The sequence below is a fragment of the Nocardioides hungaricus genome (assembly GCF_054782915.1).
In genome coordinates this window covers 151,170-175,672 of the sequence record NZ_BAAGRO010000033.1, presented here as the reverse complement: position 1 = coordinate 175,672, position 24,503 = coordinate 151,170, and the positions used below count along the sequence as shown (strand labels likewise).

General features: G+C 72.8%; 25 protein-coding genes. 7 read left to right on the top strand and 18 right to left on the bottom strand.

Annotation, left to right across the window (positions count from 1 at the left end):
- Position 1: 1 nt before the first annotated feature.
- Positions 2–481, bottom strand: a complete 480-nt coding sequence (locus ACYVKX_RS14400) for a zf-HC2 domain-containing protein (RefSeq protein WP_460833569.1) — start codon at positions 479–481, stop codon at positions 2–4.
- Complete coding sequence (sigE, locus tag ACYVKX_RS14395; RefSeq protein ID WP_460833566.1) at positions 478–1,059, bottom strand: RNA polymerase sigma factor SigE; 582 nt, start codon at positions 1,057–1,059, stop codon at positions 478–480. Before sigE ends, ACYVKX_RS14400 begins: the two co-directional genes overlap by 4 nt.
- A 202-nt stretch (positions 1,060–1,261) precedes the next feature.
- Between sigE and ACYVKX_RS14390 the strand changes: the two genes are divergently transcribed.
- Positions 1,262–1,903 carry an O-methyltransferase gene (locus tag ACYVKX_RS14390; protein ID WP_460833563.1) on the top strand — a complete coding sequence of 214 codons (642 nt, stop codon included), beginning with the start codon at positions 1,262–1,264 and terminating at the stop codon, positions 1,901–1,903.
- A gap of 15 nt (positions 1,904–1,918) precedes the next feature.
- Here the strand turns inward: ACYVKX_RS14390 and ACYVKX_RS14385 are convergent, their stop codons facing one another.
- Positions 1,919–3,478, bottom strand: coding sequence for a leucyl aminopeptidase family protein (locus ACYVKX_RS14385; protein WP_460833560.1), 1,560 nt, complete (start codon positions 3,476–3,478; stop codon positions 1,919–1,921).
- Positions 3,479–3,492: 14 nt separating this feature from the next.
- A complete protein-coding gene (locus ACYVKX_RS14380; protein WP_082574674.1) occupies positions 3,493–3,660 on the bottom strand; it encodes a DUF3117 domain-containing protein in 168 nt (55 codons plus the stop codon).
- A gap of 161 nt (positions 3,661–3,821) precedes the next feature.
- Here ACYVKX_RS14380 and ACYVKX_RS14375 point away from each other — a divergent pair, with 161 nt between their 5' ends.
- Both ACYVKX_RS14375 and ACYVKX_RS14370 read left to right on the top strand, forming a co-directional pair.
- Positions 3,822–4,598, top strand: coding sequence for a PaaX family transcriptional regulator (locus tag ACYVKX_RS14375; protein ID WP_460833557.1), 777 nt, complete (start codon positions 3,822–3,824; stop codon positions 4,596–4,598).
- A 12-nt stretch (positions 4,599–4,610) separates the two neighbouring features.
- The gene (locus ACYVKX_RS14370) at positions 4,611–5,402 is read left to right on the top strand and encodes an enoyl-CoA hydratase/isomerase family protein (RefSeq protein ID WP_460833554.1); all 792 of its coding nucleotides are present in this window, start codon (positions 4,611–4,613) and stop codon (positions 5,400–5,402) included.
- 125 nt (positions 5,403–5,527) lie between these two features.
- On the opposite strand, the gene ACYVKX_RS14365 is transcribed toward ACYVKX_RS14370, so the two are convergent.
- From ACYVKX_RS14365 to dapE, 5 genes are read right to left on the bottom strand one after another with little or no spacing between them, the layout of a single operon-like run.
- A complete protein-coding gene (locus tag ACYVKX_RS14365; RefSeq protein ID WP_460833550.1) occupies positions 5,528–6,274 on the bottom strand; it encodes a M14 family zinc carboxypeptidase in 747 nt (248 codons plus the stop codon).
- An 8-nt stretch (positions 6,275–6,282) separates the two neighbouring features.
- Complete coding sequence (locus ACYVKX_RS14360) at positions 6,283–6,699, bottom strand: hypothetical protein (protein ID WP_460833547.1); 417 nt, start codon at positions 6,697–6,699, stop codon at positions 6,283–6,285.
- Positions 6,700–6,714: 15 nt separating this feature from the next.
- A complete protein-coding gene (locus ACYVKX_RS14355; protein WP_460833765.1) occupies positions 6,715–7,005 on the bottom strand; it encodes a DivIVA domain-containing protein in 291 nt (96 codons plus the stop codon).
- Complete coding sequence (locus ACYVKX_RS14350) at positions 7,005–7,736, bottom strand: LOG family protein (RefSeq protein ID WP_460833544.1); 732 nt, start codon at positions 7,734–7,736, stop codon at positions 7,005–7,007. The genes ACYVKX_RS14355 and ACYVKX_RS14350 overlap by 1 nt, the downstream gene beginning before the upstream one ends.
- Positions 7,733–8,803 carry a succinyl-diaminopimelate desuccinylase gene (gene dapE / locus ACYVKX_RS14345; RefSeq protein WP_460833542.1) on the bottom strand — a complete coding sequence of 357 codons (1,071 nt, stop codon included), beginning with the start codon at positions 8,801–8,803 and terminating at the stop codon, positions 7,733–7,735. The genes ACYVKX_RS14350 and dapE overlap by 4 nt, the downstream gene beginning before the upstream one ends.
- 86 nt (positions 8,804–8,889) lie before the next feature.
- Between dapE and ACYVKX_RS14340 the strand changes: the two genes are divergently transcribed.
- Positions 8,890–9,741: an LLM class F420-dependent oxidoreductase gene (locus ACYVKX_RS14340; RefSeq protein WP_460833540.1), complete on the top strand. Its 852-nt coding sequence runs from the start codon at positions 8,890–8,892 to the stop codon at positions 9,739–9,741.
- Positions 9,742–9,863: 122 nt separating this feature from the next.
- On the opposite strand, the gene ileS is transcribed toward ACYVKX_RS14340, so the two are convergent.
- Both ileS and ACYVKX_RS14330 read right to left on the bottom strand, forming a co-directional pair.
- A complete protein-coding gene (ileS, locus tag ACYVKX_RS14335) occupies positions 9,864–13,082 on the bottom strand; it encodes an isoleucine--tRNA ligase (protein ID WP_460833538.1) in 3,219 nt (1,072 codons plus the stop codon).
- 271 nt (positions 13,083–13,353) lie between these two features.
- Complete coding sequence (locus ACYVKX_RS14330) at positions 13,354–13,905, bottom strand: Uma2 family endonuclease (RefSeq protein ID WP_460833536.1); 552 nt, start codon at positions 13,903–13,905, stop codon at positions 13,354–13,356.
- Positions 13,906–14,093: 188 nt separating this feature from the next.
- On the opposite strand from ACYVKX_RS14330, the gene dapD reads away from it, so the two are divergent.
- The gene (dapD, locus tag ACYVKX_RS14325; protein ID WP_460833534.1) at positions 14,094–15,035 is read left to right on the top strand and encodes a 2,3,4,5-tetrahydropyridine-2,6-dicarboxylate N-succinyltransferase; all 942 of its coding nucleotides are present in this window, start codon (positions 14,094–14,096) and stop codon (positions 15,033–15,035) included.
- Positions 15,036–15,071: 36 nt separating this feature from the next.
- Here the strand turns inward: dapD and dapC are convergent, their stop codons facing one another.
- Both dapC and fdxA read right to left on the bottom strand, forming a co-directional pair.
- Positions 15,072–16,172: a succinyldiaminopimelate transaminase gene (gene dapC, locus ACYVKX_RS14320; RefSeq protein WP_460833761.1), complete on the bottom strand. Its 1,101-nt coding sequence runs from the start codon at positions 16,170–16,172 to the stop codon at positions 15,072–15,074.
- The gene (fdxA, locus tag ACYVKX_RS14315) at positions 16,169–16,495 is read right to left on the bottom strand and encodes a ferredoxin (RefSeq protein WP_460833531.1); all 327 of its coding nucleotides are present in this window, start codon (positions 16,493–16,495) and stop codon (positions 16,169–16,171) included. Before fdxA ends, dapC begins: the two co-directional genes overlap by 4 nt.
- A gap of 84 nt (positions 16,496–16,579) precedes the next feature.
- Between fdxA and ACYVKX_RS14310 the strand changes: the two genes are divergently transcribed.
- Positions 16,580–17,509: a GNAT family N-acetyltransferase gene (locus tag ACYVKX_RS14310; RefSeq protein ID WP_460833528.1), complete on the top strand. Its 930-nt coding sequence runs from the start codon at positions 16,580–16,582 to the stop codon at positions 17,507–17,509.
- A gap of 9 nt (positions 17,510–17,518) precedes the next feature.
- Positions 17,519–18,691, top strand: coding sequence for an AGE family epimerase/isomerase (locus ACYVKX_RS14305; protein WP_460833525.1), 1,173 nt, complete (start codon positions 17,519–17,521; stop codon positions 18,689–18,691).
- Here ACYVKX_RS14305 and ACYVKX_RS14300 read toward each other — a convergent pair.
- From ACYVKX_RS14300 to ACYVKX_RS14280, 5 genes are all read right to left on the bottom strand, one after another.
- The gene (locus ACYVKX_RS14300; protein ID WP_460833523.1) at positions 18,669–19,487 is read right to left on the bottom strand and encodes an esterase/lipase family protein; all 819 of its coding nucleotides are present in this window, start codon (positions 19,485–19,487) and stop codon (positions 18,669–18,671) included. The genes ACYVKX_RS14305 and ACYVKX_RS14300 overlap by 23 nt on opposite strands.
- Positions 19,488–19,530: 43 nt before the next feature.
- Positions 19,531–21,276, bottom strand: a complete 1,746-nt coding sequence (locus ACYVKX_RS14295) for a VanW family protein (RefSeq protein WP_460833520.1) — start codon at positions 21,274–21,276, stop codon at positions 19,531–19,533.
- Between the two features lie 62 nt (positions 21,277–21,338).
- On the bottom strand, positions 21,339–22,172 hold the full coding sequence (locus ACYVKX_RS14290; protein ID WP_460833518.1) for a sugar phosphate isomerase/epimerase family protein: 834 nt from the start codon (positions 22,170–22,172) through the stop codon (positions 21,339–21,341).
- A complete protein-coding gene (locus ACYVKX_RS14285; protein ID WP_460833516.1) occupies positions 22,169–23,332 on the bottom strand; it encodes a dihydrodipicolinate synthase family protein in 1,164 nt (387 codons plus the stop codon). The genes ACYVKX_RS14290 and ACYVKX_RS14285 overlap by 4 nt, the downstream gene beginning before the upstream one ends.
- A complete protein-coding gene (locus ACYVKX_RS14280) occupies positions 23,329–24,489 on the bottom strand; it encodes a Gfo/Idh/MocA family protein (RefSeq protein ID WP_460833514.1) in 1,161 nt (386 codons plus the stop codon). Before ACYVKX_RS14280 ends, ACYVKX_RS14285 begins: the two co-directional genes overlap by 4 nt.
- Between the last annotated feature and the right edge of the window lie 14 nt (positions 24,490–24,503).

Sequence of the window (24,503 nt, the reverse complement as noted above, 5' to 3'; positions counted from 1 at the left end):
CCTATCTTGTCCCGTCGGGCGCGATCCACGCCCGCCGGGTCACCGTCGGCACCGACGTGGGCGCCGGCGCCTGGATCGAGGTGATCGGCGCGCGCCGGTCGAAGCTCGGCGCCGGCGCCGAGGCGGGTCCGACGCCGAGCACCAGCACGCCCATCACCGCGGCGCCGACGGCGCTGCCGCCGATGGCCGCGATCCCGGCGGTGGTACGCCGCCGGTCCGGGCCGCTCGCGAGGTAGGCGTCGCCCGGCGTACCGGCGAACGCGGCCGCGCCGAGCAGCGAGCCCCTGAGCCCGTCGGACATCGAGGGGGCGGCGACCTCGAAGGAGAGGCCGGTGAGCCGGGTCTTCACCCAGCCCTCGCGCTCGACCTGGTCGCGGCAGACGTGGCACTGGTGGACGTGCTCCCAGGCGCGGTCGGTCTCCTCGAGGGACAGCTGCCCGTCGAGCAGCGCGCTGACCCGCGAGCCCAGGTGGCCGATCACGTCGACGACCCCCAGGGCGCGAGCACCGGCCCGGCGATCCGGGTGCGGCCGGCGGTGGGCGCGCGGTGCGCGAGGGCGGTGCGGAGCATGGCGCGGCCGCGGTGGATGCGGGAGCGCACCGTGCCGAGCTTGGCGCCGAGGATCTCGGCGATCTCCTCGTAGCTGAGCCCCTCGACGTCGCACAGCACGACGGCGGCGCGGAAGTCGGGCGGCAGTGTCGCCAGGGCGCGCTCGATGTCGTCGTCGAAGGTGCGGTCGGCGTACGCCGCGTCCGGGGTGGGCGTCGTGCTGGTCAGCCGGTCGGCCCTCTCGTCGGAGAGCGCGTCGAAGCGGATCCGCTGCTTGCGGCGGGCCTGGTCGAGGAAGAGGTTCGTGGTGATGCGGTGCAGCCAGCCCTCGAAGGTGCCGGGGGTGTAGGTCGACAGCGAGCGGAACACCCGGACGAAGACCTCCTGGGTGAGGTCCTCGGCGTCGGGCCGGTTGCCGGTCAGCCGGTAGGCGAGGCGATAGACGCGATCGGAGTGCTGCGCGACGATCTCCTCCCACGAGGGAACGTGCTCGCTCGGCACCGTCGCCACGGTGGCCTCCTCATCGCGCTGCCGCGCATGTCCGCCGAACAGGGTCCTGTCCTTCCTCAACCTAGGGAGCTCCGCTGAGAGAACGCTGTGAGACCAGCGCCTGTGAGACCAGTGTCCCTCGTCCGGGCCTCGCTGGGGAAGAACGAGCGACGTGCGGTCCGTGTTCCCGGGATCGGCGCCCCGCTCGCGATACCTTGGCCGGGTGAAGCCCGCGAGCTGGTCCCACGCCGAGGCCTATGTCGCCGAGGACGACGTCCTCCTCACCGCGCGGGCCCGCGCCGAGGAGGTCGGGGTGGCGCCGATCGGGTCCGGCGGCGGCGCCGCCCTGCGGTTCCTCGCGGCTGTGCTCGACGCCCGAGCGGTCGTCGAGATCGGCACCGGCACCGGCGTCTCCGGGCTCTGGCTGCTGCGCGGCATGCGCCCCGACGGCGTGCTCACCACCGTCGACGTGGAGGCCGAGCACCAGCGGCTGGCGCGCGAGACGTTCACCGAGGGCGGCGTCGCGAGCCAGCGGGTGCGCACCATCTCGGGCGCCGCGCTCGACGTGCTCCCGCGGCTGACCGACGGCCACTACGACCTGGTGTTCTGCGACGGCGACAAGGCCGAGTACGCCGCCTACCTCGACGAGGCCCTGCGGCTGCTGCGCCCCGGCGGGGTCGTCGCGTTCGACAACGCGCTCTGGCACGACCGGGTCGCGGACCCGTCGCAGCGCGACGAGGACACCGTCTCGATCCGAGACCTCGGTCGCGCGGTCGCCGAGCGCGGCGACCTGGTGCCGGTGCTGCTGCCCGTCGGGGACGGGCTGCTGGTGGCGAAGAAGGAGTGGTCGCCCGAGTCCGGGTGAGCCTCAGCGACCCGGTCAGAGACCCGCGAGCGGGTCCTCGGAGCCGAGCCAGTGCAGCAGCGCGCGGGCGCCGAAGCCACTCGGGCCGGTGGTCCACTCGAAGGAGTCCTCGGCGGTGTCGCCGGCCGACGCGACGTCGAGGTGCGCCCAGGGCAGGTCGCCCACGAAGTGCTGGAGGAACAGCGCCGCGGTGATCGCGCCCGGGCCGCTGGGGGCGTTGTCCGCGTCGGCGACGTGGGAGTGCAGCTTGCCCTCGTAGGCGTCGGCCAGCGGGAAGCGCCACAGCGGCTCGCCCGCCTCGACCGAGGCGGCGCGGAGGGCGTCGGCCAGGGCGTCGCGGTTGGCGAAGAAGCCGCCGATCCCCGGCCCCAGCGCGACCCTCATCGCGCCGGTCAGGGTGGCCACGTCGACGACCACGTCGGGCTCGATCTCGCGCACGGCGTACGCCATCGCGTCGGCGAGCACCAGCCGGCCCTCGGCGTCGGTGTTGGTGATCTCGGACGTCCGGCCGCCGTGGTGGCGGACCACGTCGCCGGGCCGCAGCGCGTTGCCGCCGACGGCGTTCTCGGCCGCGGCCACGAGGCCGACGACCCGCACGGGGCAGCCGACCGCGGCCAGCGCGGCCATCGTCGCCATGACGACGGCGCCGCCGGTCATGTCGCGCTTCATGTTGGCCATCGCCTCGCCCGGTTTGAGCGAGAGGCCGCCGGTGTCGAAGGTGATGCCCTTGCCGACGAGCGCGACCGTCGGCGTCCTGCGGCCCGCCCGGCGACCGGTCCGGCGGGGGGCGTAGTCGAGGCGGATCAGCCGCGGCGGCGACACCGACGCCCGGCCGACGCCGATCATGCCGCCGAAGCCGTGCTCGGCGAGCCAGACCTCGTCGCGGACGGCGACCAACAGGCCCGCCTCGGCCGCGAGCTGCTCGGCCTGGGCGGCCAGCCAGGCGGGGTTCTTCAGGTTCGAGGGGACCGTGCACAGCAGCCGCGAGCGCCAGCCCGCGCCGCCGATCGCGATCGCGCGCTCCAGCAGCGGCGCGAGCGCGTCGGGTACGCCGGACAGCACGATCCGCCCGACCGGCCGGTGCTCCGGCGCGGCCGAGCGCCACTGGAAGGCGAACGAGCCGAGCATCGCGCCGACCACGAACGCCTCGATGCCGTCGTCGGGCGCGACCGCCGGGATCGACGTCGCGACCGAGGCCCGGTCGCGGGCCGCCCGGGCGAGCGCCGCGCCCGCGCGCCGGAGGTCGTCGGGACGCTGGGCGCCGACGCCGACGAGCAGCACGAGCCGGAGGTCGGCGTTCTCCGGGCCCCCGAGCGGCACGGGGACGGTGGTGACGTCGCCGGCCGTGCCGGTCGCGCGGTCCAGCTCGAGGACGGCGAGCAGGTCGATGCCGAGCAGGTCGGCGAGCTCCGCCCCACCGGGACCGAGGACGACCGGGGCGCCGTCGGACTCCCCGGGCAGCACCGGGACCGCCGCGACCTCGGCGCCGAGGACGGCGTGCGGCAGCGCCGCGCTCAGAGCGAACTCCGGCGGCGAGACCTGCGGGGGGAGGGTCAGGCGGGGGGTCTCGGGCACGTGGTCAACCGGGGTCAGCCGACGACGTCCTTGAGGGCATCTCCGAGAGCGCCGGCCTCCTCGGCGTTGAGCTCGACAACCAGGCGGCCGCCGCCTTCGAGCGGGACGCGCATCACGATGCCGCGACCCTCCTTGGTGACCTCCAGCGGACCGTCGCCCGTCCGCGGCTTCATCGCCGCCATCCGCGCACCTTCCTTTGCTCTGTGTCGAGGGCCAGGAGCTCTCCGAGCGACTCCTGCGCGCCGTACGCCTCGGCCATTATCCCCCATGAACCGGCGACGCGGAGCACAGGTGGGAACGCTGTGGGCGAACGGCCGGGGGCGGTCGCTGGCAGACTCGCTCCATGCAGGCCCGCTCCGCGCTGTTCGACGTGTACGGCGACCATCTGCGCCCGCGCGGCGGCCAGGCGCCGGTCGCCGCCGTGGTGCGGATGCTCGACCCCGTCGGCATCGCGGCGCCCGCCGTCCGCACCGCGATCTCGCGGATGGTGATGCAGGGCTGGCTCGAGCCGGTGCAGCTCGGGGGCGGCCGCGGCTACCGCACCACCGACCGCGCCAACCGCCGCCTCGACGAGACCTCGAACCGGATCTACCGCCGCGGCCTGCCGGCCTGGGACGGCCACTGGCACCTCGCGTTCGTCGACCCGCCCGCCGATCGGTCCGGCCGCAGCCGGCTGCGGGCCGACCTCGCGTTCGTCGGGTACGCCGAGCTCGCCGATCACGTCTGGGTCAGCCCGTTCCCCCGGGCCGAGCTCGCCTCGATCCTGGAGCGCGCCGGCGCGACCGCGCGCACCGCCCGCGCCGACCGGTTCGACCCCGACCCGCTCGACGCCTGGGACCTCGACGGGCTGCGGGCGGCGTACTCCGGCTGGATGGACGGCGCGGAGCAGCTGGTCGGGCGGCACCTGGCGGCCCACGACGACGAGGACGAGGCGGCGTTCGCGGCCCGCTTCCACCTCGTGCACGAGTGGCGGAAGTTCCTCTTCGCCGACCCCGGCCTGCCCGGCGTACTCCTGCCCGACGACTGGCCGGGCCGGGCCGCGGCCGCGCTGTTCGCGACCGAGGCCACCCGGCTCAAGCCCGGCGCCGACCGCTTCGTCGCGTCCTGTCTGGGCGCCTGACATCATGCGGGCATGAGTAGCCCCGTCCTGCTGGAGGTCGCCGACGGCGTCGGCACCATCACCCTGAACCGCCCGGAGGCCTACAACAGCCTCGACATCGCCACCAAGGAGCTGCTGCTCGAGACCGTGCGGCGAGTCGCCGCGGACCCGGCCGTGCGCTGCGTGGTGCTGACCGGCAGCGGCAAGGCGTTCTGCACCGGCCAGGACCTCAAGGAGCACGTCGACCTGCTCGAGAACGGCGGCAGCGACGCGCTGTTCACGACCGTCGACCGGCATTACAACCCGACCGTCACCGCGCTGGCCGGCATGGCCAAGCCCGTGATCGCGGCCGTGAACGGCGTCGCGGCCGGTGCCGGCGCGAGCCTGGCCTTCGCCTGCGACCTGCGGATCGTGGCCGACACCGCCGGCTTCAACCTCGCGTTCGCGAACGTCGGGCTCTCCTGCGACACCGGCGCCAGCTACACGCTGCAGCGACTGGTCGGCCCGGCCAAGGCGCTCGAGCTCTTGTACTTCCCGAGCACGATCACCGCCGACGAGGCCCACGAGCTGGGCCTGGCCACCCAGGTCGTGCCGGCCGACCGACTCGCCGACGAGGTCGCCGCCGTCGCCACCCGGCTCGCCGCCGGCCCGACCGTCGCGCTCGGCGCGATCCGCCAGTCGGTGGCGTACGCCGCCGGGCACACCTTCGAGGAGTCCGTGGCCCTCGAGAGCGCGATGATGCAGAAGACCGGCGCCACCGCCGACCACCTGGCCGCCGTCGCCGCCTTCGTGGCGAAGGAGAAGCCGGTCTTCGAGGGGCGCTAGCGGGATAGTCCCTGACGTTTGGGCCCTTCCACGGCCGGATCAGGGGCCCAAACGTCAGGGACTATCCCACCGACACGGCCCACCGACACGGCCCACCCACACGGCCCACCCACCCGGCCAGGATCTCAGCGGCGGAACGCGTCCCAGATGCCGAGGACCTGCCGGGGCGCGGTCTTCGTCATCAGCCGCCGGGGCGGCCGGCCGCCGTACTCGACGGTGATCGCGACGCCCGTGAAGTTGGCGTTGTACCAGCCGGTCATGGTGCCGCGGCAGACCCCGCCGCAGGTGAACGACTTGCGCGGCAGGTTCAGGTGGCGCGCCACCCGCCGGGAGAACCGCGGGCTCTTGGTGTCGGTGTCCACGCCGTAGAGCGGCTGGTGGAAGCTGATCAGCCAGCGCGGCCGCACGTCGCGCAGGAACCGCATCATCGCCCGGGTCTCCGGCTCCGACCCCGGCCGCGGCCCGGACTCGTAGTCGCCGTCCAGGTCGGCCCAGCGGTAGGGGTAGTTGCGGTTGAGGTCCACCCCGCGGACGTTCTTGCGGGTGCCGCGAGCCAGGCCGTCGGGGTTGTAGACCGGCACCACCCACAGGTTCAGCCGGCGGATCGGCCTGCCGTCGCGCAGCGAGCGGAGGATCAGCCGGGTCCGCGACTCGTCGCCGTGCATGGTCGCGATGAGCACGACCCTCGGGTAGCCGCTCTGCCCGAGGTGGTACGCCGGGATCGGCCGGCCACCGACGGTCCGGCCGATGATCCGCTTCTCGATGACGGCCGGGCGGTCCGCCGGCGGCCGCCGGGCCTCGGCCGTACCCGGCACGGCGGCGAGCAGGCCGGCGGCCAGGGCGATGGTGACGAGCAGGGCCCCGAGACGCATAAAGCCGGTCAGACCGCGGAGTTGAGGTAGGCCCACGTGAAGACGCCGACGCCGACCAGCATGCCGACGTGGGCGAGGATCGAGAGGCCCGGCCCCGCCGACCAACGGTCCTCCTGGCCCGCCGACGCGTGCCTGCCGCGGCTCGGCAGCCAGCGCACCAGGATGCCGAGGCCGGCGACGACCACGACCCACCAGAGCGCGAGGGCGATGATCCCGACCAGCTCGTTGCCGAGGACGAGGAACGCGACCCAGGTGCCGAGCGCGGCCACGCCGGCGACCGTGTGCACGTTGAGGAGCCCCTTGCCCATCTGGAGCCGGCCGGCGCCGCCGCCACGGCCGAGCCGCAGCCGGGTCAGCAGCACCACGACCGCGGCCAGCGCGGTGAGGACGTAGACGACGACCTCGGTCGTCACGGAGCTCGGCATGGTGCGGAGTGTGCCCTACCCGGAGCGGTCCTCGCCACGAGCGCCACCCTCGGGACCGCCCTCGGCCCGCTCCTCGAGCTGGGTCGCGAGCCGGTCGAGCAGGGCGTCCACCTCCGACATCCGGTAGCCCCGGAGGGCCAGCGAGAAGCGCACCCGCCGCAGGTCGTCGGCCCGCAGCGGACCGTCGGCGGGCACCTCGGCATCGGGCCGGTCGTCGTACACCTCGACGAGCGGCGCGCCGCGCCCGGCCGCCACGACCGCGACGCCGCCGAGGGCGAGCACGATCAGGATCGCGAAGAGCCACATCACGAGGCGTCGGCCTCCCGGGCCGCGACCATCAGCGCGACGGCCTCCTCGACGTCGTCGGTGACGACGAGCCGGTCGACGTCGCCCTGGCCGATCGTGCCCTCGGCCAGTGCGGTGTCGCGCAGCCAGCCGACCATGCCGGACCAGTACGCCGAGCCGAGCAGCACGATCGGGAAGCTGGTGATCTTGCCGGTCTGCGCGAGCGTGGCGGCCTCGAACAGCTCGTCGAGGGTGCCGAGGCCGCCGGGCAGCACGACGAAGCCCTGGGAGTACTTCACGAACATCGTCTTGCGGGCGAAGAAGTAGCGGAAGTGCACGCCGACGTCGACCCAGTCGTTGAGGCCGGACTCCCACGGCAGCTCGATGCCGAGGCCGACGCTGACCCCGCCCGCCTCGCTGGCGCCCTTGTTCGCGCCCTCCATGGCGCCGGGCCCGCCGCCGGTGATGACCGCGAAGCCCTCCTCGACGAGTCGGCGCCCGAGCGTCTCCGCGACGGCGTACGACGGATGGTCGGCGCCGAGCCGCGCCGAGCCGAACACGGCGATCGCCGGGCCGAGCTCGGCCAGCGCGCCGAAGCCCTCGACCAGCTCGGCCTGCATCCGCAGCACTCGCCACGGATCGGTGTGCACCCAGTCGCTCGGGCCGCGGGAGTCCAGCAGCCGCTGGTCGGTGGTGCCGGGGTCGACCTGGTCGCGGCGCTGGACGATCGGGCCCTTGAACTTGGCTCTCATGCGCTCAGCCACCTCACGAGCTGCGCCTCGCAGCGCTCGATGTGCTCCACGGGCACGTGCTCCTCCTGCTTGTGGGCGAGCATCGGGTCGCCCGGGCCGAAGTTGACGGCCGGGACGCCGAGGCCGGTGAAGCGGGCCACGTCGGTCCAGCCGAACTTCGGGTTGACCTCGCCGCCGACGGCCTCGACGAACGCCTTGGCCGCGGGCACGTCCAGCCCGGGCAGCGCGCCCGGTGCCGAGTCGGTGAGCGTCACCTCGAACCCGTCGAAGAGATCGCGCACGAACGCCTCCGCCTCGGCCTCCGACCGGTCGGGCGCGAACCGGAAGTTCACCTCTACCACGCACTCGTCGGGCAGCACGTTGCCGGCCACTCCCCCGCGGATGGCGACCGCGTTCAGCCCCTCGTGGTACTCCAGCCCGTCGATGACGGGCCGCCGGGCGTCGTACTCGGTGAGCCGGCGGAGCACCTCGGCGGCGCCGTGGATCGCGTTCACCCCGCGCCAGCTGCGCGCGGAGTGGGCCCGCTCCCCCGTCGTACGCACTTCGGCGCGCAGCGTGCCCTGGCAGCCGGCCTCGACGACGGCGTTCGACGGCTCCATGAGGATCGCGAAGTCGGCCGCCATCAGCTCCGGTCGACTCTGCGAGAGGAGGTGGAGGCCGTTGTACCGCGCCTCGACCTCCTCGGCCTCGTAGAGGATGTAGGTGACGTCGCGGTTGGGCTCGGGCAGTGTCGCGGCGAGCCGCAGGATCACCGCGTCGCCGCCCTTCATGTCGCAGGCGCCCAGGCCGTGCAGCAATCCCCCCTCCGCCGTCTCTTGGCGGCGCGCGGGGAGGTTGTCGTTGACCGGCACGGTGTCGAGGTGGCCGGCGATCACGACCCGCTCGCCGCGGCCGAGGTCGGTGCGCGCGACCACGGTGTGGCCGTGCCGGCTCACCGTGAGGTGGGGGTACGCCGCCAGCGCGGCCTCGACGGCATCCGCGATCGCCTGCTCGTGGCGGCTGACCGACTCGATGTTCACCAGCTGCTCGGTGAGCGTGACGGCATCGGCGGTCAGGTCCAACTGCATGGCCCCATCCAACCAGCCGGGCTGGTGGGCCCGGCTGGCGCCGGTCCCGGGTTCCCGAGAATTAGAACTTGTTCTAGTATTGGAAGATGCACCATGGTCTCGTCCTGTTCACCTCCGACCGCGGGATCACGCCGGCCGCCCTCGGCAAGGCCGCCGAGGAGCGGGGCTTCGACACGTTCTACGTGCCCGAGCACACCCACATCCCGGTCAAGCGGACCGCCGCCCACCCGGGCACCGGCGACGAGACCCTCCCCGACGACCGCTACCTGCGCACCCTCGACCCCTGGGTCTCGCTCGCGACCGTCGCCGCGGTCACCTCGCGGATCAAGCTGTCGACCGCCGTCGCGCTGCCGGTGGAGTCCGACCCGATCACGCTCGCCAAGCAGATCGCGACTCTCGACCACCTCTCGGGCGGTCGAGTCGAGATCGGCGCGGGCTTCGGCTGGAACACCGACGAGCTCGCCGACCACCACGTCCCCGCGGGCAAGCGCCGTACCGTGCTACGGGAGTACGTCGAGGCGATGCGCGCCCTCTGGACACAGGAGGAGGCGGCGTACGACGGGGAGTTCGTGTCGTTCGGGCCGTCCTGGGCCTACCCGAAGCCGGCCGCGCACATCCCGCTCATCATCGGCGCGGGCGGCGGGCCCCAGACGTTCCGCTGGATCGCCGAGAACGCCGACGGCTGGATGACCACCCCGACCCAGGCCGACATCTCCGCGAACATCGAGGCGCTGAAGAAGGCATGGGCCGACGCCGGCCGCGACGGCGCGCCGGAGATCCGGATCCTGATCGCCTTCAAGCCGAACCCCGAGGACCTGATGGCCTGGGCCGAGCAGGGCGCCACCGAGCTCATCTGGGGCGTGCCCGACAAGTCCCCCGACGAGGTGCTCGCCTCCCTCGACCGACTCGCCACCCGTCTCGGCCTCGCCCCCACCTGAGGGGATGCCGAGTCGGCGCATCTTGCCCAGCCCAGTGCGCCGAGTCGGCGTATCTTGCTCACCTGCCGGGCAAGACGCGCCGAGTCGACCCCTCACAGCGGGCAAGTTGCGCCGAGTCGGCATCACACCTTGGTGACGGTGACGGTCGGCTCGGCATCCTCCGCACCGTCGGCGAGGACGACGTCGTACGACGTCGCGAGGGTCTCGGCGGTGATCAGGTCGCGGTGGGTCGTGGCCGCCGCGACGACCTCCGCCGAGCCGCCGATCCTCAGGGCGATCCGGTCGGAGACGTCCAGGCCGGCGGCGCGGCGGGCCTGCTGGACCTGGCGGACCAGGTCGCGGGCCAGGCCCTCCGCGGCGAGCTCAGGCGTGACCTCGATGTCGAGCACGACGAAGCCGCCGCCGCGCAGCATCCCGACGGCCACGGAGTCGTCGGCCGCGCCGGCGACGGTCTCGAGCGCGTACTCACCCTCCTCGAGGAGGAACCCACCCGAGACGACGTCGCCGTTGCGGCGTACCTCCCAGTCGCCCACCTTCGCGGCGACGATCGCCTTCTGCACGTCACGGCCCAGGCGCGGGCCGGCGACGCGCGCGTTCACGGTGAGGCGCTGCGAGACGCCGTACGACCCCGCCTCCGGTGAGTCCGCGGGCAGCAGCCGCACCTCCTTGACGTTGACCTCGTCCGCGACCAGGTCCTCGAAGCCGCCGAGGTCCGCGCCGACGACGGTCAACCGAGCGAGCGGGAGCCGGTTGCGCAGGTGCCGGGCCTTGCGCAGCGCGGAGGTCGCCGAGCAGACCTCACGCACCTTGTCCATCCGGCGCACCAGCGCCTGGTCCAGCGGCAGGTCCTCCTCGCGGGGGTAGTCGGCGAGGTGGACCGAACGGCCACCGGTCAGCCCGCGCCAGACCTCCTCGGTGACGAGCGGAAGCAGCGGCGCGGTGGCGCGGCAGACGACCTCGAGCACCGTGTAGAGCGTGTCGAAGGCGGCCGGGTTGTCGCCCCAGAAGCGGTCGCGCGAGCGGCGGATGTACCAGTTGGTCAGCACGTCGAGGAAGGAGCGCGTGGCGTCGCACGCGTCCGCGACGGCGTACCCGTCCAGCGCCTCGGTCATCTCGGCGACGAAGTCGTGGCACTTGGCCAGCAGGTAGCGGTCCAGCGGGTCCGTGGACGCCGTCGAGGACCGAGCGTCGTACCCCTGCCCGTCCTCGGCGGCGTTGGCGTAGAGCTGGAAGAAGTACCAGCTGTTCCAGAGCGGGATCAGCACCTGCCGCACCGAGTCGCGGATGCCCTGCTCGGTGACGATCAGGTTGCCGCCGCGCAGGATCGGCGAGGACATGAGGAACCAGCGCATCGCGTCGGCGCCGTCGCGGTCGAAGACCTCGCGCACGTCGGGGTAGTTGCGCAGCGACTTCGACATCTTGTTGCCGTCGGAGCCGAGCACGATCCCGTGGCTGATGCAGTTCTCGAACGCCGGCTTGTCGAAGATGCCGCTGGCCAGGATGTGCAGCGTGTAGAACCAGCCGCGGGTCTGGCCGATGTACTCGACGATGAAGTCGGCCGGGAAGTGATGCTGGAACCAGTCGGAGTTCTCGAAGGGCACATGGACCTGCGCGAACGACATCGAGCCGGAGTCGAACCACACGTCCAGTACGTCGGGCACGCGGCGCATCGTCGATCGACCGGTCGGGTCGTCGGGATTGGGGCGCACCAGGTCGTCGACGTAGGGCCGGTGCAGGTCGGGCTCGCCGTCCCTGTTGCGCGGCAGCCGGCCGAAGTCGCGCTCGAGCTCCGCGAAGGAGCCGTAGACGTCCAGGCGCGGGTACGCCGGGTCGTCGCTCTTCCACACCGGGACCGGGCTGCCCCAGAACCGGTTGCGGGTGATCGACCAGTCGCGGGCGTTCTCCAGCCAGCGGCCGAACTGGCCGTCGCGGATGTGGTCGGGCACCCAGTTGATCTGCTGGTTGAGCTCGAGCATCCGCTGCTTGAACGCGGTCACCTCGACGAACCACGACGAGACGCCCTTGTAGATCAGCGGCTCGCGGCAGCGCCAGCAGTGCGGGTAGCTGTGGTCGTAGGTCTCGCGCCGCAGCAGCACCGTCCCGGGGGTCACCGAGCCGGTCGTGGCCTTGAGGTCGTCGATGATGTGCAGGTTCGCGTCGAAGACCTGCATCCCCTCGTAGTCGACGACCGGGTGGGTGAACCGGCCGTCCTTGCCCACCGGCATCACCGCCTCGATGCCCGCGCGGTCGGTGACGACCTTGTCGTCCTCGCCGAACGCCCCGGCGGTGTGCACCAGGCCGGTGCCGTCCGTGGTCGTCACGAACTCCGCGGCCACGACGACGAACGCCCGCTCGTGGCCGAGGTAGTAGGAGAACGGCGGGGTGTAGGTCAGCCCGACCAGATCCCTGCCCGGCCCGCGCCAGGTGACCTCGAACTCGGTGGTCGAGCCCGTCGAGACCCCGAGCTCGCGGGCGTACGCCGCCAGCCGGGCCGCCGCGAGGACGTACCGCGCGCCCGCCCCGGAGTCGGACGGAGCCGCCACCACGACGTACTCGATGTCCTCGCCGACCATCACCGCCAGGTTGCTCGGCAGCGTCCACGGCGTGGTCGTCCAGACGAGCAGCTTCGCGCCCTGGAGTGGGCCAGGCGTGGTGATGTCGAAGCCGACGGTGACCGCGGGGTCCTGCCGGCTCTGGTAGACGTCGTCGTCCATCCGCAGCTCGTGGTTGGACAGCGGGGTCTCGTCGTTCCAGCAGTAGGGCAGCACCCGGAAGCCCTCGTAGATCCAGCCCTTCTCGTGGAGCTGCTTGAAGGCCCAGATCACCGACTCCATGTAGTCGGGGTTCATCGTCTTGTAGTCGTGGTCGAAGTCGACCCAGCGCGCCTGGCGGGTGACGTACTCGCGCCACTCGTCGGTGTACATCAGCACCGAGGACCGGCAGGCGTCGTTGAACGTCTCGATGCCGAGCTCGAGGATCTCGTCGGTGGTCTTGATGCCCTTCTGCCGCATCGCCTCCAGCTCGGCCGGCAGCCCGTGGGTGTCCCAGCCGAAGCGGCGCTCGACCCGCCGGCCACGCATGGTCTGGTAGCGCGGGATCAGGTCCTTGACGTAGCCGGTGAGCAGGTGGCCGTAGTGCGGCAGGCCGTTGGCGAACGGCGGGCCGTCGTAGAAGACGAACTCGTTCTCGCCGTTCTCCCCCGCGTCGCGTTGGTCGATGCTGGCCTGGAAGGTGCCGTCGGCCTCCCAGAACTCGAGGACGCGCTCCTCGATCTCCGGGAAGCTTGGATTCTGGGTGAGGCTCGAGGGCGCGCTGCCGGAGTCGTTCTTCGGGTAGGTCATCGTCGGCCCTCCTGCGGTGTCGGTCTGCTTCACCGCAGGGACGACATCTCTGCCGCGGTACCACCCTGCTTGCGGCCCCGCTGGTCGAGCTTGTCGAGACCGCCACTCGTTGCCGGCTGTGACGGGCCTACCCGTCCGGTTCTAGTAGGTCTCGCCAGTCGAGCTGGTCGAGACCGTTCTTCCGGAGGCTCGCCGCTGATGACGGCTCAGACGCCTGTGCACAGAGCGTACGGCGTGGGCTCGGCGACCCGCCAATCGGATTCGACTCGGCTCAGGCGCGCAGGATCTGGCGCAGGTCGATCGGGACCGTGACCCCCGCGAGCTCGACCTCGGCCGCCGGGTGATCGTCGTCGACCCGGGCGAGCAGCTCCCACTCACCCTCGACGTTGTGCCACAGGTCGATGGCCCTCAGCTCGGGGTCGACCACCCAGTACTGCCCGACGCCGCCCGCGGCGTACTCCATCGACTTGCGGACGGTGTCCTCCGAGCGCGTCGACGACGAGAGCACCTCGGCCACCAGCGCAGGTGTTGCCGTCACCCAATCGCCGTCCGGCCGGTCGGCCACCATCATGAGATCGGGTGCGCGAAGCCGGTTGCGGGGAAGCCGGAGGCCGACCTCGGTGACGAGGAAGTGGTCCGGGAACAGCGGGGCGAGCAGGACGAGGAGTCGGCCCACGGCATCGCCGTGGGAGAAGACGACGGGCGCCATGTCGATCACGACCTCCCCGTTGACCCACTCCGCCTTGGGCGGGTGCGGCAGCTCGAGGAACTCCTCCCACGACATGCGCACCCGGCGCAGCGGCTCCTCATGCCTGACGGACAAGATGTCTCCTCGGTTCGCACGCACATTCGCGCTCCTTCCATTCTGGACCCGAGAGCGGGATGGCGCCATCGTGCCCACGACCACCGACAATGGCGCCATGACCGATGAGATGCTGCGCGGCGAGGAGGCCGTCCTGCGCGACTACCTGGGCCACTTCCGCCGTACCCCGCCCACTAGGGTGTACTGCCGTGACGGAACAGGCATGGGGATTCGGGCTCGCGAGCATCGACGGCAACGGCACCGTGCTCGACGTGTGGTTCCCCGAGCCCGCGCTGGGTGAGAGGCCGTCGGACGCCGTACCGCCGTCGGAGCTGAGCGCGCTCCAGGGCACCGACACCGACCGCGGCGTGACCCGCGACGTGCTGCTGGTCGAGGTCGCGGACCTCCAGGCGGCCCCCGCCACCACCGAGGACGTCTGGCTGCGCCTGCACCTGCTCTCCTCGCGGCTGGTCACCCCCCACTCGGTCAGCATGGACGGCGTCTTCGGGCTGCTCACCAACGTCGTGTGGACCAGCGCCGGGCCGTGCGCGGTCGAAGGCTTCGAGACGGTCCGCGCGAGGCTGCGCGCGAACGGCCGGCACGTCACGGTCTTCGGCGTCGACAAGTTCCCGCGGATGGTCGACTACGTGCTGCCGTCGGGCGTCCGGATCGCCGACGGCGACCGGGTCCGCCTCGGCGCGCACCTCGCCGAGGGCACCACCGTCATGCACGAGGGCTTCGTCAACTACAACGCCGGCACGCTCGGCGCCTCGATGGTGGAGGGCCGGATCTCCGCCGGCGTCGTGGTCGGCGACGGCTCGGACGTCGGCGGCGGCGCGTCGATCATGGGCACGCTCTCCGGCGGCGGCAAGGAGGTGGTCTCGATCGGGCGGCGCTGCCTGCTCGGCGCGAACGCCGGCATCGGCATCTCCCTCGGCGACGACTGCGTCGTCGAGGCCGGCTGCTATGTCACCGCCGGCACCAAGGTCACCGTCTCGGACATGGACGGCAAGCCGAAGGTCGTCAAGGCGCTCGAGCTCTCCGGTGCGAGCAACGTGCTGTTCCGCCGCAACTCGGTCACCGGCGCGATCGAGGCGGTCCCGTGGCGGAGCGACGGCGTCGCGCTGAACGCCGCCCTGCACGCCAACTGACACTCGAGGCCAAGGACGGTCGTCGTCCCGCCTACCTCAGCCCGCGAGACGACCGACCGCCGCGTCGACCCGCTCGTCGGTGGCGGTGAAGGCGACCCGGACATGCCGGTTGCCGGCGCGGCCGTAGAACGAGCCGGGGGCGACCAGGATGCCGCGGCCGGCGAGCCGGGAGACGGTGTCCCAGCAGTCCTCGCCATCCGTGGCCCAGAGGTAGAGCGACGCCTCCGAGTGGTCGATGCGGAACCCCGCAGCCACCAGGGCATCGCGCAGGCGAGCGCGGCGGACGGCGTACCGGGCGTGCTGCTCGACCGCGTGGGCGTCGTCGGCGAGCGCGGCCGCCATCGCGACCTGCTGCGGGCCGGGCATCTGCAGGCCGAGGTTCTTGCGGACGGCGAGCAGCTCGCCGACGAGGGAGGGGTCTCCGGCGACGAAGGCGCAGCGGTAGCCCGCCAGGTTGGAGCGCTTCGACAGCGAGTGCACCGCGAGGATGCCGTCGTGCGAGGACCCGCAGACCGAGGGGTGCAGCACCGAGAGCGGCTCGGCCTCCCACGCGCACTCGAGGTAGCACTCGTCGGAGACCAGGATCGTGCCGCGCTCACGGCACCAGTCCACGACCTTGCGCAGGTGCTCGACGGGCAGCACGCGGCCGGTGGGGTTCGACGGCGAGTTCAGCCAGAGCAGCGCCGGGACCTCGGGGCCGAGGGAGGTCAGCGAGTCGGTGGCGACCGCGCGGGCCCCGGCGAGCACCGCGCCGACCTCGTACGTCGGGTAGGCGAGCTCGGGACAGGCGACCAGGTCGCCCGGGCCGACTCCCAGATGGCCCGGCAGCGAGGCGATCAGCTCCTTGGAGCCGATCACCGGCAGCACCGCGCCGAGGGACAGGCCGGTGACCCCGTGGCGGCGCTCCAGCCAGTCGATCGCGGCCTGCCGGGTCTCCGCCCGGCCGATCGTCAGCGGGTAGCCGGGCGAGTCCGCGGCACCCCGCAGCGCCTCCTGCACGAGCGGAGGGGTGGGGTCGACCGGGGTGCCGACCGAGAGGTCGACGATGCCGTCGGGGTGCGACCGGGCCCGCTCGGCGTACTCGAGCAGGTGGTCCCAGGGGAAGTCCGGGAGTCGCCCGGAGACGGGGGTCTTCAGTGGTCCTGGTTCTGCGGCGGCAGCTCGGCGATCATCGCGTGATCGTGGTCGATCTCGCCCATCTTGGCGGCCCCGCCCGGCGAGCCGAGGTCGTCGAAGAAGTGGACGTTGGCGTCGTAGTAGTCCTTCCACTGCTCCGGCACGTCGTCCTCGTAGAAGATCGCCTCGACCGGGCAGACCGGCTCGCACGCACCGCAGTCGACGCACTCGTCGGGGTGGATATAGAGCATCCGCTTGCCCTCGTAGATGCAGTCGACGGGACACTCGTCCACGCAGGCCCGGTCCTTGAGGTCGACGCACGGCTGGGAGATGACGTAGGTCACCGAATCCTCCTGGTACTCACGAGAGCAGGTGCTCGGCCACAGCCTAGTATCCCGGGGGTGTCCGAGTCGGCAGACCCCCAGTATGTGAACCAGGCAGTCCACCAGCACATGCTCGGCCCCCACGTCGTGGGCCGGCGGATCGTGGTGCGCCGCGTCCTGCGCGGCGAGACCGGCCCGAGCGGCGGGCCGGCCATGACCGACGCCCTCGGCGTGTGCCTGTCGTGGGCCGACGGCACCTGCGTGCTGCAGGCGGAGGACGGCACGACGCTGGCGATCGCGACCGCCGACATCGTCTCCGGCAAGCCCGTGCCACCGCGCCCGCCGACCCGGCACCGCGTCACCCCCGGCGAGGCCCAGCGCCGCGCCCTCGCGCTCTGGCCGGACCTGGAGACCGAGCCGCTCGGCGGCTGGACGCTGCGCCACTCCCCCACCTCGACCGCGCGCCGCGCCAACTCCGTGCTCGCGATGGGCCCGTCCGGGGTCGCCGGCGACTACGACCGGGTGGTCGCGTTCTACGCCGGCCGCGGCGGCCGGCCGATCGCGGCGGTGCTGCGCGGCTCCGATGAGGACGCGCTGTTCCGCGCCCACGGGTGGGTCCCCGAGAGCGGCGACGCGGACACGCTGTTCCAGATCGGCGGGGTTGCGGCCGCGCGTCGGGGACTGGGGTCTCGACAAGCTCGACCACCGGCGGAGCAGGCTCGACCACCCGAGGAGTACGACGAGCGGGGCGACGTCGTCACGGTCCGGATCGGCGACCGGGCGAGCGGCGTGGCGGCGTACGCCGACGACTGGATCGGCTTCCGGAGCATCGAGGTCGCCCCGGCGTACCGCCGCCGGGGTCTCGGGCTCGCCGTGATGGCGGCGCTGCTGGAGTGGGGCGCGGAGCGCGGAGCGACCACGGCGTACCTCCAGGTGCTCGGCGACAACGCCCCCGCGATTGCGCTGTATGAGCAGCTCGGCTTCACCACGCACCACGCCTACCGCTACCTGGCCCGGCCGTCGGGCCCGCCCTAGGCTGGCGCCGTGGACCTGGAGGCGGAGGGCGAGCGGCTGCTGCGGTTCGCCCGGGCGTCGGTGCACCCCGACGGCGGCTTCGCCTGGCTCTCCGAGGACGGCCGGCCCGAGCTGGACCGGCCGGTGGAGCTGTGGATCTCCTGCCGGATGACGCACGTCTTCGCGCTGGCGCACCTGATGGGCCGGCCGTACGCCGCCGCGCTCGTCGACCACGGCATCGCCTCGCTGGGCGGCCGGCTGCGCGACCACGAGCACGGTGGTTGGTGGGTGGCGGTCGGCCCGGACGGGCCGGTGACGCGGGCGAAGACGGCCTACGAGCACGCGTTCGTGGTGCTCGCCGCCTCCTCGGCTGCGGTCGCCGGCCGCCCGGGCGCCGAGGAGCTGCTGGCGGACGCGCTGGACGTGCTGGACCGGCGGTTCTGGGACGAGGACGCCGGCATGGTCGTCGAGGAGTGGGACCGGGCGTGGACCAGGCTCGACGGCTACCGCGGCGTGAACGCCAACATGCACACCGTCGAGGCGCTGCTCGCGGTCGGCGACCTGGAGCGGGCCGAGCGGATCCTCACCCGGGTCGTGCACGGCTTCGCGCGCTCGCACAGGTGGCGGATCCCCGAGCACTTCGACGACGAGTGGCGCCCGATCCCCTCCTACAACCACGACGACCCGGCCCACCCCTTCCGGCCCTACGGCGCGACGATCGGCCACTGGTTCGAGTGGAGCCGGCTGACGCTGTCGCTGCGCGCGGCGCTCGGCGCGGACGCCCCGGCGTGGATGCTGGACGACGCGCGGGCGCTCTTCGACGCCGGCGTCCGCGAGGGCTGGGCCGTCGACGGCGCGGCGGGCTTCGTCTACACCGTCGACTGGGACGGGACGCCCGTCGTACGCCAGCGGATGCACTGGGTGGTCGCCGAGGCGCTCGCCGCCGCGGCCACCCTGCTCCGGGCGACCGGCGACCCGATGTACGCCGTCTGCCACGAGCACTGGTGGGCGTACGCCGAGCGCCACCTCGTCGACCGCGAGCTCGGGTCCTGGCGCCACGAGCTGGGGCCGGACAACCGCCCCGCCGGGGACACCTGGGCCGGGAAGCCGGACGTCTACCACGCCTTCCAAGCGACGCTGGCCCCCCGCCTGCCGGCCTGGCCGCCGTTCGCGCGGGCGCTCAGGGAGCGCAGGTGGGCATGAACGCCGGATCGGCCGCGCCGGGGCGGCCGAGGGCGTTCAGGACCCACTGGATCGCGGTCGGGCTCATCGGGATGAACACGTGCTCGGCCGGGTCGGCCGGGCAGGAGTCCTGGACGACGACGTTGGTGGTCCGCGGCCCCTCGTCGAGGAACGCGGAGGTGTAGGGCACCACGACCTCGTCGTACCGCGTGGTGATCTGGGTGTAGCTCACCTTGCCGGGCGTCTCGTCGCCGGCGTTGAGCCGGGTGAGGAACGGCGAGCCCGCGGCCTGCTGGCCGCACGAGGTGCACAGGAGGCCGATGCCGGAGCCGTCGCCCGCAATCGTGGTGCCGTGGTTGGACGGCGAGAGCCCGATCAGGTCGTCGACGTAGGCCGCGCCGCCGAGGAACCTGATGTAGTAGCGCGGCATCATGCCGCCCTGCGAGTGGCCGACCATCGAGACCCGCTCGGCGCCGGTGGCGTCCAGCACGCGGCCGACGAACCGCTTCAGCTCACGGGCCGAGGCGCGGATGTCGCCGGTGCCGCGGTTGCCGTAGTCGAGCGAGTAGACGCAGTACCCCTCGCCCACCAGCGCGGCCGAGAGGTTGTCGAGCAGGCTCTTCCGGTCGCCGAAGGTGCCGTGCACGATCACCACCGGCGTGGGGCGCTCGGCGCTCGGCTGGCACGACCAGTCGTTGGCCCCGGTCGGCTCGCCGAACGGGTTCGTCGGCAGCGGGACGGGTACGGCGACGGCGGGGGCCGCGAGCCCCACGACCGCCAGAAGCGACACGACCAGGGCTCCGAGGATCCGACGCATGCCCCGACAACGAGCCGCTGCGGCCCCGGTCACGCGGCGTCGGTCAGCCCCCCTTGGGCTTCTTGCAGATCACCGTGTCGGAGGGGGTGTAGGAGGTGTGCATCTTCTCGGTCTTCACGACCGCGTCCGACCCCGGCTTGCGGAAGATGCGGGTGACGTCGACGTCGAAGCCGGCGTACCCCTCGTTCGGGTAGCAGTCCGGGGTCGTCAGGGTCCGGGTCGCGGGCGGCCGGAAGTTGTAGCGGTCCGAGGTCGTCGACGAGATGTCCCAGTACTTCGTGGAGTACATCGAGACCGTCACCACGCCCTGCGAGGACGGTGTGCTCGGCTGCACGGTCGCGTGGATGAGGACGCCGTACGGCGTGTCGTTCTTGAACCGCAGGTCGATCGCGCCCCAGGCGACCGTCGCCTCGCGGCCGACCGGGTAGCGGTCGATGTAGAACGAGTGCGGCTTGTGCTCGATGTCCTTGAGCCCGGCGAAGAACGCCGCGTTGAACGTCGTCGTCGCCATCTGCGAGACCCCGCCGCCGAGGTCCTCCTTGAAGATGCCGTCGCTGATGACGAACCCCTCGGTGAAGCCGTTCTCCCGGGTCCGCTCGCCGACGGTGTCGTTGAGCGAGAACACCTCGCCCGGCTTGAGCACGGTGTCGTCGATCAGCTCGGCGGCTCGGCCGATGTTGATGTTTCGGTACTCCGCGTAGGGGAAGTACGTCGTGAACGTCGACACCTGCTCCTTGATCTTCAGGGCCCGCGCGTCGGCGGTGGTGAACTCCGGCTCCGCGACGGTCGACTCCACCTTCATCCTCCGGTCCTCGCCGGAGCGGGTGACCAGCTCGAGGAACGCGTCGCTGACGTCCGCGGGGTCGTAGGTCACCCCGGGCCTGGCGGGCACCACCTTCGGCTTGCCGTCCACCAGCTCCACGGTGGCGTCGACCGGCTGGTCCTCGTCGCTGACGCCGGCGTCGACCAGCCTCACCAGGGCCTTCTCGTCGAGGTCCGGCACGAGCTTGCCGTCCTGGGCCCTCATCCCGAGCGCCTTCGAGAAGTCCTGCGGCCGCAGCCGCACCGGGGAGTCGCCGAAGACCAGCGTCACCGGCGCCGACATGGCCGGGTTCGCGAACGTCTCGAGGGCCCGCTGCACGTCGGCCTGGTCGATCTCGGGCGCGGCGGTGCGCAGCGGCACCTGGGCGTCGGCGCCGTCGGCGGAGAGGTACGCCGCCGTGATGCTCTCGCTGGCTGCGGCCGGGTCGACCTCCTGCCCGTCGGCGGGGTCGGTCACCACGATGTCGGACCCGCGGAACGCGATCGCGCCGTCGGTCGGCGGCGTACCGACCTGCTCGGCCATGCTCTCGAGGGCGGCCTCGAACGCCGCGGCGTCGACCTCGACGACCGCGTCCAGGTCGTCGCCGCCGGTCCAGTAGTCCCACAGCCGCCCGGGGCTCCAGCTCCGCCCGCCGCCGGCGGCCGCGACCGAGGCGGCGTAGTCGACCGACAGGCCGGCGTCGTCCGGAGCGACCGGGATGCTCTGGCCGTCGACGACGACGGTGATCGACCGGTCCTCCCGGTCGGCCAGGCCCGCGCGCAGCGCCTTCTCGGCCTCCGCGGCGGAGCGGCCGCCGACCTCGACCCCTGCGATGGTGCTGCCGCGCGGCACCTTGTCGCCGGCAGCGAGGTACGCCGCCACGTAGAGCCCGCCGCAGAGCACGGCCAGACCCAGCAGCATGAGCAGGACGACCTTGCCGCCCGCGCCCTCGCGAGCAGGCTTCGACGGCTTCTGCAGACCGGTCACACGGGCAATCCTAGGAAACGGCCCGAGACGGCCGTCCCGAGCGGTCGCCGGAGCGTGGGACGCTACAGATACGGCGCCACGAGCCGCAGGTAGCGTTCAGCCATCGTGGCCACGGTCTCGTCGCCGGGGGCGGCCCAGACGTCGGCGTTGAAGATCTCGACCTCGACGTCGCCTGCGTACCCGGTGGCGGCGACCGCGGCGGTGAGGCCGGCGAAGTCGACGTGACCGTCGCCGACCATCCCGCGCGACAGGAGAGCGTCGGGCGGCAGCGGCGTGATCCAGTCGCCGATCTGGTACGCCGCCACGCGGGCGCCGGCCCGCGCGATCGTCTCGTGGATGCCGGGCTCCCACCACAGGTGGAAGGTGTCGACGACGACACCGACCCGGTCGACCGGGTGCCGCTCGGCGATGTCGAGGGCCTGGGCGAGCGTGGAGACCACGCCGCGGTCGGCGGCGAAGATCGGGTGCATCGGCTCGATGCCGAGGCGTACGCCGCGCGCCGCGGCCTCCGGGGCGAGGGCCGCGATCGCCTCGGCCGCGCGCTCCCGGGCGGCGCGCAGGTCGCGGTCGCCCTCGGGCAGCCCGCCCGGCACGAGCACCAGCACCGGCGCCCCGAGAGTGGCGCACTCGTCGAGCGCACGGAGGTTGTCCTCGTGGGCGCCCGCGCGCCCGGCGTCGTCGCGGCCGGTGAAGAACCCGCCGCGGCACAGCGAGGACACCCGCAGCCCCGCGTCGCGCACCATCGCGGCCGCTGTCTCGAGGCCGACCTCGGCGACCGGCTCGCGCCAGAGGCCGATCGCGGGCAGCCCGGCGCGCACGCACCCCTCGACGGCATCGCGCAGCGACCACTCCGCCGTCGTGCGCTGGTTGAGGGAGAGCCGGTCGAGGCCGCTCACCGGCCGAGCCCCGCGACGGAGAGCCACTGCGTCATCCGGGCGGCGGCCAGGTCGGGGTCGCGGAGCAGGCCGGCGGCGTCGGCGAGCTCCACGAGTCGGGCGAGGTGCAGCGCCGACCGCGCCGACTGCAGCCCGGCGACCATGGTGAACCCGGGCTGGTGGCCGTTGAGCCAGGCGAGGAAGGCGATCCCGGTCTTGTAGTGGAAGGTCGGCGCCTCGAACACCGCACGCGACAGCGGCAACGTCGGCGCCATCGCCGCGTCGTACGACGCCAGGTCGCCCTCGTCGAGCATGGCCAGCGCGCGGGAGGCGGCGGGTGCGATGGCCGCGAGCGCGCCGAGGAGCGCGTCGGAGTGATGGGTGCCGTCGCCGCGGATCAGCTCCGGGTAGTTGAAGTCGTCGCCGGTGTAGAGGCGCACCCCCTCGGGCAGCGCGGCCCGCAGCCCGACCTCGTGCTCGGCCGACAGCAGCGAGACCTTGACCCCGTCGACCCGGTCCGCGTGGGCCCGGACCAGATCGAGGAAGGTGTCGGTGGCCGCGAGCACGTCAGTGCTGCCCCAGTAGCCCGCCAACGCGGGGTCGAACACCGTGCCCAGCCAGTGCAGGATCACCGGCTCGCGCACCTGCTCGAGGACGCGACCGTAGACCTCGAGGTAGTCATCGGGGCCGCCGGCCACCGCGGCCAGCTGCCGCGAGGCCATCACGATCACCTGCGAGCCGGTGGACTCCACGAAGGCCACCTGCTCGACGTACGCCTCGAGCACGTCGTCGAGCGTGGCCGCCTCCGGCCGGTGGTCGGTGCCGGCGCCCGACGCGATCCGCGCGCCCAGCGCGGCGGCCTGCTCGGCGCTGCGGCGGATAAGCTCCTGGGTGGCGGCCCAGTCCAGGCCCATATTGCGCTGCGCAGTGTCCATCGCCTCGGCGACGCCGAACCCGTAGCGGAACAGCTCGCGGCGGAAGGCGAGCGTGGCGTCCCAGTCGAGGACCGCCGGTGCGCCCGGCACGTTCTCGCCGCGCGGGTCGGCGACCACATGGGCCGCCGCGAACGCGGTACGCGTGCGGTAGGGCTGCGGGTGGTCGGCCCACTCGCCCGGCGGGCCGAGCACGAGGGTGCGCCACCCGCCGGCGGGCGTCGGCAGGCCGACGGTGGGCGCGCTCACCACGTGCGGGTCTCCAGGGCGACGCGCCGCCCCTCGGCCGAGGATCGCAGCCCGGCCTCGGCCAGCTCCAGGCCGCGGACCGCCGACATGAAGTCGAACGGGTGCGGCCGGCCGGCGTGCAGGTCACGCAGGTATGCCTCCCACTGGCCGCGGAATCCGTTGACGAACTCCTGGTTGTCGGGCACCTCGTCCCACTGCGCCCGGAAGTCCTGGTCGGTCGGGATGTCGGGATCCCACACCGGCTTGGGCGTGCGCACCCGCGGCTGCACGCGGCAGCCGAACAGGCCCGCGACGGCCGACCCGTGCGTTCCGTCGACCTGGAACTCCACCAGCTCCTTGCGGTCGACGCGCACCGCCCACGAGGAGTTCATCTGCACGACCGTGTCGCCGATCTCGAAGATGGCGTACGCCGCGTCGTCGGCCGTGGCGTCGTACCGGCGGCCCTGCTCGTCCCACCGGTCGGGGATGTGCGTGACCGCCCGGGCGATCACCGAGTCGACCCGGCCGAAGAGGTGCTCGAAGACGTAGTTCCAGTGGCAGAACATGTCGAGGACCATGCCGCCGCCGTCAGCCGCGCGGTAGTTCCAGCTCGGCCGCTGCGAGGGCTGGAGGTCGCCCTCGAACACCCAGTAGCCGAACTCGCCGCGCACCGACAGGATCCGGCCGAAGAAGCCGCTGTCGACCAGCCGCTTGAGCTTGACCAGGCCGGGCAGGAAGATCTTGTCGTGCACCACGCCGTTGGTGGTGCCGGCCGCCGCGCCGGTCTCGGCGATCTCGAGGCCCTCCTCGACCGATTCGGCCAGCGGCTTCTCGGTGTACACCGGCAGCCCGGCAGCGAGCGCCTCGAGGATGGCCTTCTTGCGCTCGGAGGTCACCTGTGCGTCGAAGTAGACCGCCGGCAGGTCGCCGTTCGCGCCGTCGGCGATCGCGCCGCCGAGGTCGGTGGTGAACTCCGCGACGTCATGGCGCCGGGCCAGCTCGGCCAGCTTGTCGTGGTTGCGGCCCACGAGCACCGGCTCGACCTGTAAGCGGGTGCCGTCCTCGAGCTCGAGCCCGCCCTCGTCGCGCAGGGCGAGGATCGACCGCACCAGATGCTGGCGGTACCCCATGCGTCCGGTGACGCCGTTCATGATGATGCGCTGGGTGCGCGTGGCCATCGGTGCTGTCTCCC